The sequence below is a fragment of the Micromonospora sp. Utrum1 genome (assembly GCF_057197805.1).
This window is the reverse complement of the sequence record NZ_CM170071.1, coordinates 3,332,226-3,350,937: the sequence shown is the minus strand read 5'-3', so window position 1 is coordinate 3,350,937 and position 18,712 is coordinate 3,332,226. Positions and strand designations below refer to the sequence as shown.

General features: G+C 66.6%; 14 protein-coding genes and 3 pseudogenes. 8 read left to right on the top strand and 9 right to left on the bottom strand.

Translation table 11 applies throughout. The features are described 5' to 3' along the window. Positions 1–251 precede the first annotated feature (251 nt). A complete protein-coding gene (locus tag AC0OLQ_RS15890) occupies positions 252–659 on the top strand; it encodes a tyrosine-type recombinase/integrase (RefSeq protein WP_484531968.1) in 408 nt (135 codons plus the stop codon). 133 nt (positions 660–792) lie between these two features. Here AC0OLQ_RS15890 and AC0OLQ_RS15885 read toward each other — a convergent pair whose 3' ends face one another. Both AC0OLQ_RS15885 and AC0OLQ_RS15880 read right to left on the bottom strand, forming a co-directional pair. Beyond that, a complete protein-coding gene (locus tag AC0OLQ_RS15885) occupies positions 793–1,101 on the bottom strand; it encodes a hypothetical protein (protein ID WP_484531967.1) in 309 nt (102 codons plus the stop codon). Beyond that, the gene (locus AC0OLQ_RS15880) at positions 1,098–1,277 is read right to left on the bottom strand and encodes a hypothetical protein (RefSeq protein WP_484531966.1); all 180 of its coding nucleotides are present in this window, start codon (positions 1,275–1,277) and stop codon (positions 1,098–1,100) included. The genes AC0OLQ_RS15885 and AC0OLQ_RS15880 overlap by 4 nt, the downstream gene beginning before the upstream one ends. A gap of 686 nt (positions 1,278–1,963) precedes the next feature. On the opposite strand from AC0OLQ_RS15880, the gene AC0OLQ_RS15875 reads away from it, so the two are divergent. Continuing rightward, positions 1,964–3,385 (top strand): helix-turn-helix domain-containing protein, encoded by a 1,422-nt coding sequence (locus AC0OLQ_RS15875; RefSeq protein WP_484532359.1) that lies wholly within the window; start codon positions 1,964–1,966, stop codon positions 3,383–3,385. Here the strand turns inward: AC0OLQ_RS15875 and AC0OLQ_RS15870 are convergent, their stop codons facing one another. After that, a complete protein-coding gene (locus AC0OLQ_RS15870) occupies positions 3,386–3,952 on the bottom strand; it encodes an NUDIX hydrolase (RefSeq protein ID WP_484531965.1) in 567 nt (188 codons plus the stop codon). It lies immediately after the preceding gene. A gap of 436 nt (positions 3,953–4,388) precedes the next feature. On the opposite strand from AC0OLQ_RS15870, the gene AC0OLQ_RS15865 reads away from it, so the two are divergent. The 4 genes and pseudogenes from AC0OLQ_RS15865 (at position 4,389) to AC0OLQ_RS15850 (ending at position 7,850) form a co-directional block, all read left to right on the top strand. Next, on the top strand, positions 4,389–4,997 hold the full coding sequence (locus tag AC0OLQ_RS15865) for a hypothetical protein (protein ID WP_484531964.1): 609 nt from the start codon (positions 4,389–4,391) through the stop codon (positions 4,995–4,997). Positions 4,998–5,208: 211 nt separating this feature from the next. Then, positions 5,209–5,598 (top strand): hypothetical protein, encoded by a 390-nt coding sequence (locus tag AC0OLQ_RS15860; RefSeq protein ID WP_484531963.1) that lies wholly within the window; start codon positions 5,209–5,211, stop codon positions 5,596–5,598. Between the two features lie 160 nt (positions 5,599–5,758). Further along, positions 5,759–6,232 (top strand): annotated as a pseudogene (locus AC0OLQ_RS15855) (transposase). 601 nt (positions 6,233–6,833) lie between these two features. Then, positions 6,834–7,850 carry an EcsC family protein gene (locus AC0OLQ_RS15850; protein WP_484531962.1) on the top strand — a complete coding sequence of 339 codons (1,017 nt, stop codon included), beginning with the start codon at positions 6,834–6,836 and terminating at the stop codon, positions 7,848–7,850. Between the two features lie 219 nt (positions 7,851–8,069). Here AC0OLQ_RS15850 and AC0OLQ_RS15845 read toward each other — a convergent pair. Continuing rightward, positions 8,070–8,920: pseudogene (locus AC0OLQ_RS15845) on the bottom strand (IS5 family transposase). A gap of 113 nt (positions 8,921–9,033) precedes the next feature. Between AC0OLQ_RS15845 and AC0OLQ_RS15840 the strand changes: the two are divergent. Both AC0OLQ_RS15840 and AC0OLQ_RS15835 read left to right on the top strand, forming a co-directional pair. Beyond that, entirely contained in the window at positions 9,034–9,756 is a 723-nt protein-coding gene (locus AC0OLQ_RS15840; RefSeq protein ID WP_484531961.1) for an IS3 family transposase, read from the top strand. 51 nt (positions 9,757–9,807) lie between these two features. Further along, positions 9,808–10,098 (top strand): annotated as a pseudogene (locus tag AC0OLQ_RS15835) (hypothetical protein); the annotation flags it as partial. A 1,490-nt stretch (positions 10,099–11,588) separates the two neighbouring features. On the opposite strand, the gene AC0OLQ_RS15830 reads toward AC0OLQ_RS15835, so the two are convergent. The 5 genes from AC0OLQ_RS15830 to AC0OLQ_RS15810 form a co-directional block, all read right to left on the bottom strand. Then, positions 11,589–12,506 carry a hypothetical protein gene (locus AC0OLQ_RS15830; protein ID WP_484531960.1) on the bottom strand — a complete coding sequence of 306 codons (918 nt, stop codon included), beginning with the start codon at positions 12,504–12,506 and terminating at the stop codon, positions 11,589–11,591. A gap of 5 nt (positions 12,507–12,511) precedes the next feature. Beyond that, positions 12,512–13,567, bottom strand: coding sequence for a GmrSD restriction endonuclease domain-containing protein (locus tag AC0OLQ_RS15825; protein ID WP_484531959.1), 1,056 nt, complete (start codon positions 13,565–13,567; stop codon positions 12,512–12,514). 60 nt (positions 13,568–13,627) lie between these two features. Then, the gene (locus AC0OLQ_RS15820) at positions 13,628–14,242 is read right to left on the bottom strand and encodes a hypothetical protein (protein WP_484531958.1); all 615 of its coding nucleotides are present in this window, start codon (positions 14,240–14,242) and stop codon (positions 13,628–13,630) included. Between the two features lie 41 nt (positions 14,243–14,283). Beyond that, a complete protein-coding gene (locus tag AC0OLQ_RS15815; RefSeq protein WP_484531957.1) occupies positions 14,284–15,498 on the bottom strand; it encodes an SNIPE associated domain-containing protein in 1,215 nt (404 codons plus the stop codon). 1,313 nt (positions 15,499–16,811) lie between these two features. Further along, positions 16,812–18,284 carry an ADP-ribosylglycohydrolase family protein gene (locus AC0OLQ_RS15810; RefSeq protein ID WP_484531956.1) on the bottom strand — a complete coding sequence of 491 codons (1,473 nt, stop codon included), beginning with the start codon at positions 18,282–18,284 and terminating at the stop codon, positions 16,812–16,814. Positions 18,285–18,712 lie beyond the last annotated feature (428 nt).

The following is an 18,712-nucleotide window of genomic DNA, read 5'->3' as shown; positions in this document are numbered from 1 at the left end:
ATCTTCACGGACAAGGCACTGTCTTCCGGGGACTGTAGATCTTGTCCCCGTCCAGGAAGACTGGTAGCCCTCGGGGTGCTCGGCGAGGAGATCCGCGGGCGATCTCTGAGGAGGGCCGGGGTTCGGGGCGGAGCCCCAAGGTCTTAAGGCTTCCTGGTGTCCGTGAGCGTAGCCGGCCGGTCCGGCCGATGCCGGCCGGAGGTCGCCAGCAGGCCGGAGCCGGGCCGGCGCGGCCCGCTTGTGGGCCGCTTGTGGGCCGCCTTGACGACGTAGGGACCACGGAATTCGAGCTGCCCGACATCACCACCGGCGAGCGGGTGGTCCGCCCGGTAGCGCTCCTCTTCACCTCGACTCGGGGAAAGCTCGTCAACGATCGCTACTGGGCTGAACTGTGGTCAGGCTGGTGTGAGGCTGCCGGCTGGCCGAAGGACGGGACCTTCCACTCTCCGCGGCACTTCTTCGCCACTACGCTGATGAGCAACGGCTTCGAGGCTCAGGACGTGCAGAAGGCGCTGAGGCATGCCAACCTGCGGATCAATCTGAAGACCTACGTCCACTGGCTGCCGAAGAAGGACCGTCCGCGCGGGGTCGTCGGGCAGCTCCTACGTCAGGCTGCTGGCAAGCAGCCCAGCACGCCCGCAAGCCAAGATCCCGGCTAGTTTGTGCCCTGGTTGTGCCCGATGATCTCTTCCCAGGCGAATCGCATCAGAGGGGGTAAATGGTGGGCCGCCAGGGACTCGAACCCCGAAGCTATGGTTTGCCGGCGAGCCAGCCGGATCGAGTGTTGTGAGGTCATCCGGGCTGCTGACGTGCTTCGCGGCCGGGTTCGGCTGGCACGGTTGCTGTACATCGCTGCTGTACTGCTGGCGTCGGCCGAGCGCCTTCCCTGGTCCAGCCGAGGAAGCGGCGGTGCAGCACGCCGGCCGGCGTCCACGGCATGTCTTCGGTGGCTTGGACGAGATAGGAGCCGAGGTAGAGGGCCAACGACACCGGAGCACCGGCGTACTCCGCCCGTAGCTCTCGCTTGCGCGTCGGGCAGGGCCAGGGCAAGTCGCAGCCTCCACAGCTCCAGATCGGCATGACCGGGCCGTGGATGGTCACCGGACACCCTCCAGGAAGCGAGCGGTGATCGTTCGGGCCTGCTGGCTGGTTGCCCAATCCACCTGCCAGCACGGGTACGGCGTCAGCCGCGACCACCAGGCGCGGCAGCCGGTGCACATGCCGTCGAGCCCTCGCACATGCACGGCCAGGATCGCCTGCTCCCGGTGGTCTTTCACGACGTCTCCTCTCCTGGCCAGTGGCCGCGATTGATGGGGATTCCGTGTCGGGCGCGGCAGGGCAGATCGGCTCCGCAGCGGCAGATCCGCCGCCACTTCCGCCAGCACCAAACCGGCCGGTGCCTCCGGGCAAGAGTGAGGGCCGTCGCCACCAGGTACTCCTCGTACGAGACGTGCCGTCTGCTCGGAGTCGTCCGGCCGGAATCGCCGGCCGCCATTCGGCTCACCGCTGCTCTGCCAGCATGTCCTGCGCCGGCTCACGGTTGCCTTGGGATCGTCGTAGCTGTGCTGCGTGGTCGAGTAACCGCTGTTGCGCCGCCGCGTGCTCGGCGTCCTGGTACCGCTGCCCGGTCCCGGGCGGTGGTGGTGGCTCGTGCTGCCGGAGCAGCCATCGCACCAACAGGTACAGGTGGCATCGGATCGTCACGAGCCCGTCCCCTCATGGAGAGTCGGGAAGGCGAGCCCGACCGGGGCGTCAGAACCGTAGACGGTGTCCAGCCCCATCACACCCTGTGGGTCATCGGCATCGAAATCCATGCCGGACACGGTCCCGCCGAGTGGGATGCGGTGACTATGTCGACTGGTCATGTCACGGTGACATGAGCGGGCTCGACCTTGCCAGTACACCGGCCATAGGCTCCTGGCTGAGCACCATGGGTAGTCGCCTGACAACGCTGGGAGCCGTTGTGCTGCTGGGAAATCTTCGGATACCCGACGACCTCTGGTCGCGCGAGGACATGCACACGATTTTGGCCGCCCGCGATATCGGTGCACTGTTCCGGCTGCTCGCCCGGCATACCGGCGCGAGTCAAACTCGCATCGGAGCGGCTGTCGGCTTGGAGCAGGGCTACGTCAGCCGGATTATCGCCGGCCGACGGGTGACCTCAATCGACGTGTTGGAGCGGATCGCCAATGGCTGTGGCATGCCCGACGAAGCCCGGATGACGCTGGGCCTGGCGCCTCGCCAGCAGGCATATCGCCCGGCCATGGCGGATCACCCCCGCAGCCGGCACAGCGACCTGCCGGCCAACCGGTCCTGGCGCGATGACGTCCGGGCCGCCACGCAGCTATGGGAAGGCGACGTGAACCGTCGAGACATGCTTCGCCAGACAGTGTTCAGCTCCACCGCATACACCCTGCCCGCCCTACGCTGGTTCACCGCCACCATGGCGCAACCCGTTGAGCAGGAGGGTCGCCGAACAGTTGGTCAACCCGACATCGACACCATCCGACAGATGACCGCCACCTATCGGCGACTCGACAACCAATACGGCGGCGGGCATGGCCGCAACAACATCACCCGCTTCCTTCGCCACGAGGTCGCGCCCTTGGTGACCGAGGGCCGTTACGATCCGGCGACTGGCCGCAAGCTGCTCGCCGCCGTTGCCGAGCTGACCCAACTCGCCGGGTGGCAGGCGTACGACATGGCCGAACATGGCCTTGCCCAGCGATACCTCACCCATGCCCTCGACCTCGCCCGAACGGCCGACGACGCCAGCCTGGGTGCCGAGATCCTCGCCGCGATGAGCCACCAAGCCACCTACCTCGGGCACGCCGCCACCGGCGTCGACCTTGCCCGCGCCGCCCGGCAGACAGCACAGCGGGCTGGCCTCACCGTGCTGACTGCCGAAGCACTGGTTATGGAAGCTCACGCTCACGCTGTCGCTCTCGACGAACGCGACTGCGCCACCGCGCTGCACCAAGCAGAGCAAGCCCTCGATCGGGCCGACCGCAGCAGCGACCCCCAGTGGCTCGGCTACTTCGACGAGGCGTACCTGTCAGCCAAGTTCGGCCACTGTTTCAACGCACTCGGTCAACACCGCCGAGCCGAACGCTTCGCCGCTCGCTCACTGAAGATGGACGAACGCTACGTACGCGGCAAGGCCTTCAACCTCGCCCTCTTGGCCACCGTCCACGCCCGTCACGGCGAGCTCGAACGTGCCAGCGCCATCGGCGCGGAAGCCCTCACCCTGACCACACAACTACGGTCAGCTCGTGCCGTCCGTTACCTGCGCGATTTGCAAACCCGTTTGATGCCCCACCGCCGTCGGCCAGCAGTACGACAATTCATCACCCGGGTTGACGCTGCGCTCGGCCAACGTCGCTGACTACAGCTCACCCCGGGCCTTGCGCGCCACCAGCTCCAACACCGCGATCACCGTACCGGCACCCACGATCTCACCCTCGGAGACGAGATGCCGCGCCTCCTCCAGCGGAATCCAGGCCACCTGCTCGGTCTCGTTGACGTCCACCGCAGCGCCGGTGTGCTCCGCGTTCCGGGCAAGGAACAGCAAGTTCTCCGCGTCCGCGGTCGCCACCCACGGCTGAAACGACAGCAACGGCTCTACTGCGCCCGGATGCCACCCGGTCTCCTCCTCGACCTCTCGGACCGCGCACTTTGCCGGATCCTCGCCCTCATCGACATAGCCACCCGGCAGCTCCCACACCCACCGGTCGAACACGAACCGGTGCCGCCGCATCAGCAACAGGCGCTCCTGGCCGTCAATCACGGCAACCATGGCCGACCGGGGCGCCCGGATCACGTACTGCTCGAAGCAGACCCCATCCGGCAACTCCACATCCGCGATGCTCAACCGCGACCGCCGGCTGCCGTCTACAACCCGCTCACCATGAATCGTCCACCGCGTCGACCCGCTAACCAGCTCCTCCGTCACTCTGCCAGTATCCGACCAGCGGCACCGAGCCGCTGCCGCACGGCGTCCCGACGACTCGGCTCGATCCGGAAAGAACCCCGTCGGGGGGATGCGGACCGAAGTTTTCGGCCGCTGCGGATTGGTAGCGGCTCGCATCGGGGGAGCCTCCCTGCCCGAACAGTTCGACGGATCGCGCAACTGGGACTACCGTTACTGCTCATTCCGCTGGGACCGGCGGCCGGCCGGTGTGGATCTCACGACACGGCCAGACGCAGGTGGCGTGCATGAGATACGAGCCCGGACCCGGTGGTCGACCTAAAGCAGGCTGCTCGATCCGATGCTGCGCCGCGCGGTAGGTCCGCCGGCGTGATGCTGGGCAACCGGGCCCCCCGAGTTGCACAACAAACAACTACTGGCGGCGCCCGCGTACGCTTACATTGAGCGAGAAGGAGACTGCGTGTTCGCTGATACTCAGCCGCCCGTGGGTGCGATTCCGTACCTGCTGGCCGCCGCCGAGAAATACGTCAGTGTGCCCCGCGAGGTCGTCGAGAACCTGAAGCTCGGTCTGCGAGCCATCGGGATGGTTGCCTTCGCCTTGACCCGGCCGAGCGGGCTGACCCACCTCGCGGCCGTCGCTGACCGGGGCGCCCTGAGCCGGGAGGAAGAGGATTTCCGCCTGGCGCTGCTGCAGCGCGCCGCCCACGACAGCGAGGGCAGCCTGGACACGTCGCTGTGGGAGCTGAATGAGTTCGGTGGCCTGCCTCTGTCCTGGGCCGAACCTCGGCACACCGTACCGGTTCCCGCCGACGCCGCCGCCGATTCTCGCGTAGGGCTGCGGGCCATCGGTCTGCTGGTGTACGCCCACGCGATGCCGGACGGCACGGCGACGATCGCAAAGATCGTGTCGGGGCAGCCGGATCCCGGAGACGACGACATCGCGCGTCGCGCGGTACGTGATCTGCACGAGATGGAGGGGCCGGAGTCCATTCGGCACGCTGTGCGTGAGCTGCTGGACTCCGGCTACCTGCGGTCTCGCCTTCCGGACAGCGGTGCCAGCCGTGGATGAAAACCGGGTGCCGGCGGCCGGCGTGCAGCACGTAACCGAACCGGTGTGCGGGGTGGTCCCGCCGAGGCAGGTGCCAGGTGAGCCAGCGTGCGTTCGCCCGCAGAGGCACTGGGAGGCCGTGCCCGCTGGAGAGACCGGGCACATGCACTGGAACGGTCGACGCCGCTGGCCGGCCGCGGGCCAGTGGCAGCGGCCAGGGTGGTTGCGGGCGTTGCTCGCTGCCCTGACGACGGTGCTCGTGGGCTTGTCCATCGTGCTGGCCGCCCAACAGGCGTGGCGGGCGTTGCCGGCGTCTGGGATCGTCTCGCTGCTCGATCGCGGAACGCTGACGATTCTCATCGCCCTTTTGCCGACCATCATGGTGTGGTGGGCGTTCTCGCCGCGAGCCGGCCGCCCGCGGCCGGGCTGGTGGCTCGCGCTCGGCGTAGGCGGGCTGGCCCTCGCCGGCGACTTCGCCGCCTGGGTAGTGTACGCCAGCGCGCAGAGCTTGCCTTCGCCATGGGTCGCAGCGGCGATGTTCACCTTCATCCACGCCTGCGGCCCATTGGCTTTGATCCTGCCCCTGCAGACCTGGGCGACACCGGCCGAGGAGCACCCGTGACCGGTTCGCGAGGCCGTGAGGCGCATCTCCCGGACCTCGCCGCTCCGCCCTCGTGGGAGCCACCGGTCCGGCGATTGTCATCACCTGGGAGGCCGCCTTCGCCACACCCGTTGTCGTGACGACCCGGCCGGTCGTTGGCAGCGCCGGGTGGCAGGCCCTGATGAACGGCGTGGCCCCCAAGACCCTGCATCCGCCGTGGTCGCCCGCCGTCGTGCAGGGCCTGGCCGACGTGCTGGCCAGCACCGACTGGCCCGCCATGAGCAATAGCCAGATCTCCCGGTTGCTGCGATGCTCGGCAGACCCCCACCGCTTCACCGACGCCAAAGCCCGCAAGAACTACGCCGGCACGTCCCCGATCACCCGCGCCTCAGGCACCCGCACGGTCGTGTTGGCCCGCTACGCCCGCAACCAACGACTCGGCGACGCCATCCATCAGTGGGCCTTCTGCGCCCTGAAAGGCTCACCCGGCGCCCGCGCCTACTACGACGCCCTGCGCACCCCGCGGCACCGGCCACCAAGCCGCACTACGCCAACTCGGCAACCGCCTCGTCGGCATCCTCCACGCCTACGCCTCAGGACCAACACCGCCTACGACGAAGCAACCGCCTGGGCCCATCTCCGACCAACCACTTGACAACCCCAGAACATGGCATGTCTGCCGCGATCCGCGCTCGTACCACCGAGCTGCTTGGTAGCTGCCGACGGATGGCGTCCGGTAAGACTTGGCGTAGGCCTCAGAATCATGGTGCCCACGCTGCTGGGGTCGTAGGTACCTGTTAGCGGGCCCGTGAGCAAGTTCGAGTTGGATCGCTCAGCGGCGTCGCGGGTTAAGCGCTTGAGCTCGTGAACGGTGATGACCGGCATCTCGGGTGTGGGCTCCGAACGCCCTCCCCTGCCCGATGGGCGGCCGCTACGTGAGCTCGGCTACCGGGTCTGCGTACACGCCGGTGAAGCCGCGCTCGTTGCGAACGTGAACGACGGGCCATCTTCGCGAGATCAAGGCGTTCCGCCGGCTCGCGCTGGAAAGTCCTGGTAATCAGGCGCTGGTCGAGATAGCGCCTGATCTGCCTGGCCGTAGGGCCGCCGTCTAGCTTTCGATAGCGGAGGTGACGCGACGCTGAGCGTCGAGTGGCCCGTTTTGCCCGTACTCCGTCTGTCTCCGCATTGGGGCTTCACCACGTGCTGGCTGGTCGTGCCATCATGGCCCCAGTGATCACCCTCGAAATGGAGCCTCGATGAGCATGTACACCGAGCTACTCGTCGACGGCGCAACCCCCATGAGCGCGTACGAGGTGCTGGTATGGGACACGCTCAACGAGCACTGGCAGCGCCGCAACAACCGCCGTGGTCTGCCGAACTGGGCGAGCGCCACGCTCGATCGCACCGGTGAGGTCACGCGAAACGCCGTAAGCCGGGCTACGGAATCTGTGCCGGAGGCGGTCATGGAACCGATCCGTCGTGCAGGCGACGCGGTCGCCAGCATGGCCGTGCGGCCGGCTCTCGAAGCCACGGCAGCGATGCTCGAGCTGGTCAACGACTGGGCCCTGGAGCTCAACGACCCGAAGAGCGTCGAGAAGCTCGCTCGCAAGCGTGGCCTCGAACTCAACAGTTTCACCGAACTGCGGCAGCAGGACCTCAAGGTTTGCGACCGGCTCCTGACCCTCAACAACCTCAAGTGGCGGACCGCCGGCGCGTTCGAAGGTGGCGCCATGGGCCTGCTGGCCATGGTCCCCATCGCCGGGATCCCCGTCGCGATGACAGCGGACATCCTCGTCATCCAGGTCCTGAGCACGTCGATCGCATCGCGCATCGCGTACTCCTACGGCTACGACGCCAAAGACCCCGCCGAACAGGCCTTCATCCAACGCCTGGTACGCCGGTCCTTCATGGCGCAGGCGGCCAAGGCCAAGCCGTTGCGTGAGACCGCACGGGCGGCGAACGCGGTCAAGGGACGCATAAACTGGTCAGCCAAGCTCCGCACGGACCATCGCCTTTTGGCCGCCCTTGAGAAGTTGATGCAGCAGCTAGGCCCGGCCGGCTCCAAGGTCGCAGTTAAGGACGTCGCTAAGGTCGTGCCGTTCGTGGGTGTCCTCATCGGTGCCGGCATGAATTCCGCGATCCTCGGCAGCGTGGCCGCCGACGCCCAGCGGTACTGCCAGACCCGCTTCCTGTGCGACAAGTATGGGCTTCCGCTGCCGGCCGCACTGGCGACCAACCAGGACGACGTCTACCCCCAGTCCGACGCCACGTAAGTGACGGCCGCTGGGTGCAGCATGCCAGCGTCTGCGGGTCCCTACTTGCGGGCGAGCACCCGCGCCCCGTCCGGTCGTGCTTCGTCGTTCAGAGGAGCATCGGAACTGGATCGGCGCTAAGCCTATGCCCGTTCGACGGCGCGCTCTGAGATGCAGTGCACCAGCGCGGATGTGCACTCAACTGCCGCACACCGTGCGCTAGGCGGTGTCTTCAAAGGCTCACAACCATTGCAGTAGCGCGGCGATGGTGACCGTGGCCTGGTACGACGTGGCGGTCTTGTCGTACCGAGTCGCCACGCTGCGGCACTGCTTGAGCCGGTTGAAGCAACGTTCAACGACGTTGCGGTGTTTGTAGAGCTGGGTGTCGAAGGTCGGCGGGCGGCCGCCTCGACTGCCGCGCCGGCGGCGGTTGGCCTGCTGGTCGGCGCGTTCGGGGATGGTGTGTCCGATGCCGCGTCGGCGCAGGTCGGCCCTGATCGCTTTGGAGCTGTAGCCCTTGTCGGCGATGACGTGGTCCGGGCGGACCCGAGGTCGGCCAGGCCCCGATCGCCCGACCCGGATCGCGGCCATGACCTGGGGAAAGCGGCTGCAGTCGTTGACGTTGCCGCCGGAGAGCACGAACGCCAGGGTCCGCCCGAGACCGTCGCAGGCCAGGTGGATTTTGGTGGTCAGTCCACCTCGACTTCGACCGAGGGCGTGATCTTGTGGTTCGTCCGTTTCTCGGCGCCCCCTTTAGCCCCGGCTGCGTGCTGGTGGGCTCGCACGATGGTCGAGTCGACCGACACCAGCCAGTCGATGTCCCCGGCCGCGTCCGCGTCGGCCTGGACCCCGGCCAGCATCCGCGCGAAGGTCCCGTCAAGCGCCCACCTGCGGAAACGGGTGTAGATCGACTGCCAGGAGCCGTAACGGGTGGGCAGGTCCCGCCACGCCGCTCCAGCCCGGATCTTCCACACGATCCCGTTGAGCACCCGCCGATCATCCGCACGCGGCCGACCACCCGTCACCGCCGACGGCAGGTACCGCGACAACGACTCCCACTCGACGTCAGACAACTCGTAGCGACGACCCACGGCTACATCATCCGATATCAAGATCCTTTGAAGACACTGCCTAGGCCTGTGCCTGTGCCTGTGGCGTTACGGCGTCGGCCCGCCTGGCCGTTGATCGCTAAGGAGATGGTTCGGTGAGCAGCCGCTTCCGGTTCATCTCCGCCCACCGCGCCACGTTCGGCGTCAAGCGGCTTTGCCGGGTCCTGGCGGTGTCCCGCTCCGGGTTCTACTGCTGGAGCGCCAGCGAGCCGGCTCGGCAGGCTCGCGCCGCCGACGAGGATGCCCTCGCCGAGCAGATCAAGGTCATCCACGCCGACTCCGGTGGCACCTACGGATCCCCCTCGGGTGACCGTCAAGCTGCACGACCATGGTGTGCGGGTCAGCCGCAAGCGGGTCGAGCGGATCATGCGGCAGCGCGACGTGGTCGGCCGGCATCTGCGCCGCCGCAAACGCACCACCGTCCCGGATCCGGCGGTCGCGCCGGCGCCGGACCGATCCGCCGGGACTTCACCGCCACCGCACCCGATCAGCGGTGGTGCGGCGACATCACCTATCTGCGCGTCGGTGCTGGCTGGTTGTATCTGGCCACCGTCATCGACATCGCCACCCGACGGCTGATCGGCTGGTCGATCAACACCCACATGCGCACAGCCCTGGTCATCGACGCCCTGCACGCCGCGGTCGCCGCCCGGTGCGGCCGGGTCGACGGTGTGATCTTCCACTCCGACAGGGGCGCCCAATACGGCAGCGCCGACTTCGCCAACGCCTGCCAACGGCACGGCATCCGACCGTCGATGGGGCCGATCGGCTCGTCGTATGACAACGCCCTGGCCGAGGCATTCTTCGCCACCCTCTAACGGGAACTCGACGTCGACCACCGTCGCTAGGACAGCGAGACCGACGCCCGCCGCGACGTGTTCCGGTGGATCGCCTTCTACAACCACCGACGCCGCCACTCCGCGCTGGGCTACCTCAGCCCCGCCGACCACAACAGACCCTCACACCGACTACGCTGCGCCAGATCGCGGCATACCCCGGTGTCCACATCCCGGGGGAACCTCACTCGTTCGTCCCGTCACGCTTGCAAAGGTCGACGACCTGACGGCGTTCCGGCTTCAGCTCACCCGCCGGCAGGGCCGCATTGGCCAGGCGCCCGGGGCGCGGAAGGCCGGCAACAACCGCAAGCGGCTACGGGTTGAGGTCGCGGGGGTACGGCGTGACGGACTCCGCCGCTCTCGCTGCCGCCCTCGCCGGCGGCGTCATGGCCAGTTCGACGCCTCCGCACCGGCCAGCCCCTTGCCAACACCACGCCGAGCCGAGGAACTAGGCGGGGTGCGGCTCAACGAGTGGTGGAGGGACGATTCTGCCGGGTGCTACTGGCTTGAGATCACGGACCGGGATGACCTCGGCGCGAACGTCCAAGCGTCGCAGCGGGACGGTACCGGACGGGCCAACTGGTCGTACGCCCTAGTCACGGCCCTCTAGCCCGGAGACATCGTTCTGCCCTGGCAAAAGACACGGCATCAGGTGCCAGGCATCGTCGGCTCTTCGCGAGCCGTTGACGGACCGTACGAGGACGAGTTTGTCTGGCAGGCGCGTGGTACCTACGGTCAGAGCCGGCCCGCCAACCACGATCCACAACCTTCCTGGCGGTATGAGCTGACCGGCTACACCCCGCTGCCCGCACCTGTCGACCAGACGGCCTTCCAACAAGCGGAGCCAGCCCTTCGCCAGATCAAGCAGAAGCTCGACGGGACGTACCAGGGGGGCCGCTGTACTTCTTTCTCGCCTTCTACACCAGCCGTCCGGTGCGAGTGATGCAGGCGTACCTGATGAAGTTCCGTGCAGCGATTCTCGACGCCGTTCCGGAGCTGGCCGCCGTACCGCGTGTCCGTCCCTTACGGCCCGTGTACTCGGCTAGGCCGGCGAGCAGCCCTGCGCAGAAGACGAGATCTCGCCGCGGATCTGGGTACATCGCCGATCCGGTTCTCAGGCAGGCCCTAACGGCACGCAGTCGATCGAGCCGCCGCACTGTACGAGGGCTACGAGATTGAGGAGATAGGCAAGCCGTACGACCTGCGGGCCTTGAAGGGTGCCGAGGGATTTCACATCGAGGTTAAGGGCTCGCCAGGTACCGCGGACACGGTGGAGCTGAAAGAACGAGCTACGACACCCCTACGACGCCGAAACCCATCTCGTGGTCGTCGATCGGATCCGGTGGTCGCGCCTTCCGAACGGCGATATCGCGACCGAGGGCGGACGGGTACGCCGCTGGACCACCTGGAAGCCACATGAGGACGACTTGGAGGTCACTTGCTTCCGCTATCGCCTGCCCACCGGCGCCGAGCTGTCCGGTGCGGCGGGCGCTGTGCCGGAGCCCTCCTGACGCCGGGATCGTGATTCGGTGCCAAGCCCGTCCCGGGTCTGGACTAGCGCGGCAGTCGGAAGCCTTGAGGTTCGACCAAGCCAGCCATGCGGGCTTCCGTCTCGGCCTTTTCGGAAGGCCTGGCCGTGGTTCTGGCGTGGGGTGGGCTGGCGTCCCGGCGGCTCTCAGTGGCTTACCGCCCCGGCGCCGTAGGCGCCGGGGCGGTAAGCCACCGGCCGGGCTTGCCAGCCCCGCACCGCGCGAAGCGCGGCGCCTTGATCCAGGAAAGAGGAAATCGGCAGTACCAGCCGTGAACAGCGGGTGTCATGAAAATGCGACGGGAAACCGCCAATCCAAGATGTCCTCGGCCTTGTCGGTTACCAAGATTAACTCCCCGGCGGTTGAGGCTCGGGTAATCGCTGCTTGCAGAGCCTCAGCGAGGGAAGGATGTCGCTTGACTGCAGTTTTTCGGCCAGGACCGTACTCGGGCCATCTCTTCCCGTCCTTGACGATCCTCCTGATGTGGAGTTGATTCGAGTTATTTTTGGAGGCTAGTCCACCAATGTTTCGTAGATTTCGTGAAACCGCTACGTCTATGCATAGGCAGACCAGCTTGGCATTTCGGGAGGTGCTTCGCAGGTGCAGCAATGGAATGGCGGGAGAGCTCTGGTGAGCGGCAGCATGGCGCAACTCGCACAGTAGCTCAAAAACCGTCTTAAAGCTCGCGTTTCCCGGAGCGTACTTATCGACCTGCTGCCAAATGCGGGTCAGGGCACCCCAGACCCTATCTGTTGGCGTGCCGACCAAAGAAACTATGGCCTCCACATCCGATGCGCGGATATTTGAGCCGGCCCACATGAACGCCATGTGGTGCGGCATGAACGTGCCAGAATACAGCGAAGTGAGGGAATGCCCGATCTCTTGAAGGAGCAGGGAGCGATGGGCGCTGTTCGAATACTCTGCATCCCTAATTCTTTTCGGCAAAACCTCTAATACCCTGTTCTCGTAAAGAGTCGTCCCGCCAGGCAGGCTGCCTGGCGGGATTCTGGCAGCTGCTAGCGTTGCAGACCACTCCAGCATCCTCTCCTTAAGGAATGACTCGACCGCTACGAGCCCGTGAACCGCGATACCTCGCATCAGGTGGTCGGAGACAGCCGCGCTTGCGGCAGGTGAGGCACTCAAGGCAGCAAGGGCGGCGTCGATGGACGACAGTCGGCTTAGGAGATTATCTACGGCGCTCATGCTGCCTACCTGTGAGCGATTTCTTCCAGCATTTCCCTAATTGATATGGAGAATTTTTTGATAAGGTACGTGCTGTTTGTCCGCGCCGTTCCCTGGAACCGATACTCCTCGCCTAATCTTGCCATTTCATGAATGGCCAAATCTCTATGTTCAATTGCCTTCCCCAGGATGGAGTCTGGAAGTGAATCACAGGCAATCATCTGTGCGTCATAAACCAAGGGCGTGCCGATGAATCGCCAGCCCAGGGTTGGCCGATAAAGCTGGAAGGCATGCTCTCCCCAGAGTGCTTCGCAGGCCCGGAGCGCCCGCAAAAAGCGCTTATTGAGAGCTCCCGTATCGGAGGGGGAGGCGTGTTGGTTCTCGGCCATGAATCGGTCCATGGCGACCGATAGGCTTTTCTCATGCCGCTCCTCTGAGTTGAGGAGGGCAAAGAAACGGAGCACATACTCTACGTCCGCCATGCCAGTGCGACTCCGGCCGCCACGGATGTTACGCCCGATCTGAGCACGGAAGAAGCTGTCCCCGGCGAGCTCCTTCAGACTTTCGTTAAGAATCCCCGGGAATCTGGCGTTACGGATTTCCTGTCGTGATAGCGATTCACCTCCGGTGTTCAGTCGGACAAACAATACGTTTTTTGCGATTGGGTCAGAGCGCTCGTCGATTGTGATGAAGCGTACATAGCTTCTGGTGAGGAAGCGCATTTGTATAGTGTGCGGGAGTCCGTCGAACATCATGTCGTCGAATTCGTCTGCGAACTCTAGCCCGGTCAACCGAAGCTCGTTCTTGACGAAGTTGTTGATCGCTATGAGGCGCTGCCTGCCGTCGATCACCGAGCTTCTGCCATGAGGTTCTTCGGCCAGAAATACGGCAGGAACGGGCAGTCCTGTGAGCAGGGATTCTATGAAATGGCTTTGCTGGGCTTGGCTCCAGACGTCCCCCCGCTGAAACGCCGGGTTCAAGTCAAGCGCCCCTGTGTCCACCAGTTCGATGACCTGCCTGATTGACATGTCAAGGGACGCTGAATAGATATCGCGGAAAAAATGCTCTTGCTCGAAGTTCACCCTTGCTCCGTGGATTTTTATGTGCCTCGATAAGTGTAGCCAATTCGTTGCGTGGTGGTCCTACTCCACGGCCCAACGCGCTCCCGGCTGGTTCTCCGGCTCGTACGCCACGTAGGCCGGCCGCTTGTCCTTCAGCGCCCGGAAGGTGATCCAGCCGCGCACGCACTTCCCGTCCGGCAGGTCCTTCTCCCCTGTGGGGTATTCCGGCTGTGGGAACTGGTTGTAGGTGATGTTCGACGCGCCCATCTCGGTGTCGTCGGCGTAGACGAGCTTCCACCGGTCGTTGGTGACGGTGATGCCGTCGTACTCGTCGTCGAGGTTCTTCATCGCGCAAACCTTCACGTCGGCGGCGGCCCAGGTCAGCCCCGGCTGCCCATTTGGGCGGGGGGCGCTGGCGGCGACTGGCTGCCGGAATCCGTAGGCGGTGGCCGTCGCGAGATCCGCGATGGGAGCGGACTTCCCGAACGCCAGCGCCGCGTCAGCGGGACCGTCCTCGGCGGCCGCCGTGTCGGGCGTCGGGCTGGTCGTCGGGGCGGCCGGGGTGGTCGCGGGCGGCGTGGGGCTCGGCGGTGTGCTGGCCGGCGGCGGGGTGGGGGCCGGGTCGTCGCCGCAGCCGGCGAGCGCGAGCATCGCGGCCGCCGCGATGGCGAGGCGGCGGGTGCGGGTGGTCGTCAAGGTAGCTTCCTAGCTCCGGTGTGGATTCTCGACGGTCGCCATCATCGGCCCTTGGCCTGGGTCAGGCTCTGCCGGTATTCGAGCGCCTCGGGGATCTCTTCGTACTGCAGCAGGCTGCCGGTCAACTCGAGCAGGTGTTCCTTGGCCTCTTGTGGCGTGGCGTAGAAGAACTCACGTCGCTGGTTGATGAGGTTGACTCGGCGGTCGGCCAGGCGAGCGTGCATCTTGGCTTCGATGCCGACGGCATCGTCGGAGAAGAACAGGGCGTGCACGTCGAAGTTGAACGGTACGGAGGCGTCACTGAGTTCCTTCACTCGGTCGAGCGGGTCGAGGCGCCGGGTCATGCCGATCTTCACCATCTTTTCGCCGAACGCTCCTAGGTTCGAGATGACGTACACGTAGCCGGCGCGGACGTTGGCGGCCCGGTAGTCCACCTCCTCGATCGCGGTGTCGATCTGCGCCAGCCGCTCCTGCATCTGGGCGGCGCCGTCGACGTCGCCCTTGGCCTGCAAGGCGGCGAGGGCGTTGGCGTAGTGCTGGCGCTCCTTGTCCAGACGAGCGCGCTCGCGTTCGATCTCCTGCTGAACCCGTCGCTCTTCACGCAGTCGCGCCTTCTCCTCCCGCTCGCGCTCCTTCTCCTCGGCGACCTTCGATTGGTAGTCCGCCGTAAGCTCCAATTCGCGAACCCGCAGTCGGTGGTAGTCCTCCGAGATGCGGATGTGCATCGTCTTGCCCAGCTTGGCGATGGTGGAGGCCACCTTGCCCAGGCGCTCGACGGCCGAGTCGAGCTTGTAGGGCTTCAGGCCGCGGACCAGGTTGTCCGCCTCGGCGTTGTAGGCCCGCAGCATCAGCTTGGAGAAGTCCCGCACCATCACCCGCCCCTCGGCCGCGGAACCGTTCACCGTCCAGCCAGTCGCGGCCAGGACCGCTCCGCCTTCCCGCTTGGTCATGGTCTTGATCTGGCCCTGAAGCCCAGCCAGAGCTGCCTGGTAGGCGACCGCGTCCGACAGAGGATGCCGATACTCGTAGACGCCGGCCTCCTGCAGCAGCGCCGTCTCCTCGGTCACCACGACCTGCTGACGAAGCTCACGCAACCGGCGATCCAGATCCGCCTTCTGCACCTGAGCCGCCGCAGCCTGCTCCGCGATCTCGCGCCTCAACCGCTCTCGATACTGCTCCAGCTCGACCGCCGGCAGCACACCAAGACGGTTCATCTCCACACGGAGCCGCTCCAGCTCCGCGCGCAGATTCGTCACCTCCGCAGCCAACTCCCGCGCTTTGCCGCGCGCCCCGAACAGCGGAATCTCAGCGTCGTCGGCACGTGGCCTCGGGACCGACGGAGGCCCGGATGCAGCCACTACAGGTGCGGCAGCCGGCTGCTGCTGCGCCACCGGAACCGCAGGCGGCGCTTCGGCAACCCACAGCTGCCATCCCGGCGGCGGAGGCCCCCATGCCGGATCCGGCTTCCACCCAGGGCCAGGCACCCAACCCGCCGGCGGCGTCGGCCAATTCGGCGGAGCATTAAAACGGTACGCCACAGATCAATCCCCCACGTGTCACCCATGAACCGCTGACGCTAGCCTCGCAGCCGTATCTCAACATCGATCACTCAGCCAACAAGTCCCGCTAACAGGACCCGCCCAGGTACCCAACCGCTCACCCACAGTCAGGTACCCGACCAGGACGATGCAACGAACAGGGCCCCGACCGGGCGGCCAGCCAGCCCAGCGACCGCCCCGAACAGGTCCGCTGCGCAAGGTCGACGTCCGGTCGAGCACCGACCGATGCAGCCTCGCCTGACCACTTCAGCCCCGCCGAAGAGGTCACCGCCCAGGAAGCCCTGTTCAGAGGGCTGCCGGTGGGATTCGAATCTCAGTTGCCGGAATCCCCACCGACTTCGCCATGGCGGATCGAAAGCCGCACGTCGATGGAGGACGGCCCCAGTGACTGGCGTCGGCGGACCCAGGACGACAAGCCGCGGCAGCCAGGCGGGGGAGCAGCTAACGCTGACCACTTCGGTCTTCTCTGGGAGGTCACGCCGCACCGCTCGCACACATCGCCGCAGGTCGAAGGCCTCTTCCCTTCCCGGGATCGGTGAGCACTTCGGGCGCGGCGACCACTTAGCCAACCTGCACCCAATCTGCTCCCACTTGCAATGCCGGGACACCCAGCAGCTCCTTACGGCCGTGACCTGCGCATACTCCCCCGCCAGACGACATAGATTACCGTCGACTGCTGTGCTACACCGCAGAGCACTCCGGTGTGAAGCCGGACGTCGCACCGCCGCCGACCTGCGGGAGCGCAGAACTGCAGGTGGGCCCGAGCGCCGTTCACTGCTGTTCGGTACCCTTGTGTGCAGCTGGCTGTCGTTGCGTGCACCCGTCTGCTCCCATCCCGCTCCCCCCGGGATCCCGGTCTCCATGGGCAGGCGGTCCCCTGAGCCGCACCACAGTTGTTCCGGCAGGTGGTGTGGGCCGCTCCCTTCATGGGCCGGGCCATAGGTCCGCCTCGCCTGCATCCGGCTTCTCGCCTGTGCCTGTGCGGCCTACAGCAGCCGCGGCATAGCGCGTCACAGCTGTTCGACGACCTGCCGTAGTTCCGGGTTGAGTGTCCAGGCGTGCGTGTCGAGCAGCTCGGCCAGCGCGGCGCGCGCCGGTGTGCCGGTGGTCAATGTCGTGTAGCGGGCGGCGACCGCCGGCGTGCGACTCTGACCCGCGGCGCAGTGCAGCAGCACGACATGGCCCTCCTTGCGCAACTCGAGCAGCATGCGGGCGGCCTGATCGACCACGAAGTGCGGGTGTGCGTTGGCGCCGGGCTGGTCGACCAGCCACGCCCCGACCCTGTTTGCGACGGGCACGTCGTCGAAATCGTCGCAGCCAACGCGACACAGGGAGATCACCGCGGTGGCGCGCGCTGCGGCTGCGTCGGTGTGGAGGTTGCCGAGGATCACCCCGGGGTCGTGCGGGTGCGCCAGCATCAACGGTGCAACCGCTTGCCGTGGCGCGCGGGCACAGCCCGGCCAACCGCCATGGCCGGCCTGGCCGCCCTGGGCCGTCAACACGGCCAGGCGGATCAGGTCCGCCGCGCGCCGGTTCGGCCAGCCGTGAACGACGCGCTGCCAGGCCAGGGGCACCGCGGAGGAGCCCCACCGGGCGCCGAGCAGTGCCCCGGCGATCGCCGCGACGGTGTCGGTGTCGTCGCCGACGCGGACCGCTGCCGCCAGAGCGCGTTCGAGATGCTGGCAGGGGAAGCTGCCGTGGCCCGGGTTGTGGACCGGAATGTCGGTGTGTGTGATCGCCGACCAGGCGGCCTGCAACGCGGGGACCACGAACCCGTTGGGTCGGAACTGCTCCGGCGGCTTGGACTCCGCCTCGGCCAGCCAGCCCGACCATCGGTCACGGCGTTGCGCGGGCAGCAGGTCCAGACCCTCGCGTACCCCGTCGAAGGTCCCGTCGAGCACCGCCCGGCGGATCCCGGCGCACCACAGCACACACGCGTCCGCGGCCAGGGGGTCGTAATGGGTCAGTTCACTGACTGCGCGGGCGGCTTCCGCGACTGCCTCCGGATCGCCGAGATAGGCCAGCGCAACCGGCGCGGTGCGCATCAGGGACCCGTTTCCGGCGCTGCGGCCAGTCCGCCGGTGCAGATCGGCGGCTGCGTCTCGCATCGCCGCGGCGATGCCCGGTCCGCTCACGTGCGAGACCGCGTCGAGGACCTTGCGGGTTTGTGCCCCGATGTCGCTGGCGCCCTCCCGTTTCCACCGGAGGAAGTTGCCGGCGATGCGGTCGAGGGAGTCGCTGCGGCGCAGGTCCGCCCCGGTGGCGGACACCTCCGCGATGCACACTGCCATCTGCGTGTCATCACTGTACTCACCCGGCGCGTACGGGCCGAGTCCCCCACCGCGCATCTCAGGCTGCTCGGTCGCCGGAAGCGGCGGTCGGAACTCGTACGGCACGCCCAGCGCGTCACCGCACGCCGCAGCGAGGAGAACACCGGCAGCCCGGTCGCTCTGGATCGCATCCAGCGGTACGGTCCCTGTCATCGACTCCCCCACTCTGACAACTCCCTCATGGCCGTCGCCGCCGTCACAAGTCCGCTGGTCACTATGTCAACCGGGTACGACGTTCTGTACGCCGCTCGGGCCTCCATCAACGAGCTGAACCAGGAGACCTATGGGCGCCTGTCCGCCTTCGGGTCGAACAGGGGAACGAACCGCCGTGCCTGCGGCAAGGTCAGCGGGAGCAGCAAATGGACGAGATGCCCCACTAGCCACGAGTCGTGCACGCCCGTGCCGCGCAGCCGGCCCACCGCTACCGGCGTACAGGTCCGGTATCCCCCTGCTCCCCGTCTATCGCCAGCTCGGAGCTTGCTTGGTAGGCGAGGACGCGGCCGTGGCTAGGTGGTCAAATCCCGTCGGAGCCCGGGCCTAACATGTACGGCGCAACCCAAAAGTTGTAACGGGGGTTCCCC

What these genes read in the sequence shown, in the direction of transcription:
- AC0OLQ_RS15810 (WP_484531956.1), bottom strand. Translation starts at nt 18,284, where the DNA reads ATGACAGGGACCGTACCGCTGGATGCGATCCAGAGCGACCGGGCTGCC.
- AC0OLQ_RS15850 (WP_484531962.1), top strand. Translation starts at nt 6,834, where the DNA reads ATGAGCATGTACACCGAGCTACTCGTCGACGGCGCAACCCCCATGAGC.
- AC0OLQ_RS15830 (WP_484531960.1), bottom strand. Translation starts at nt 12,506, where the DNA reads ATGAGCGCCGTAGATAATCTCCTAAGCCGACTGTCGTCCATCGACGCC.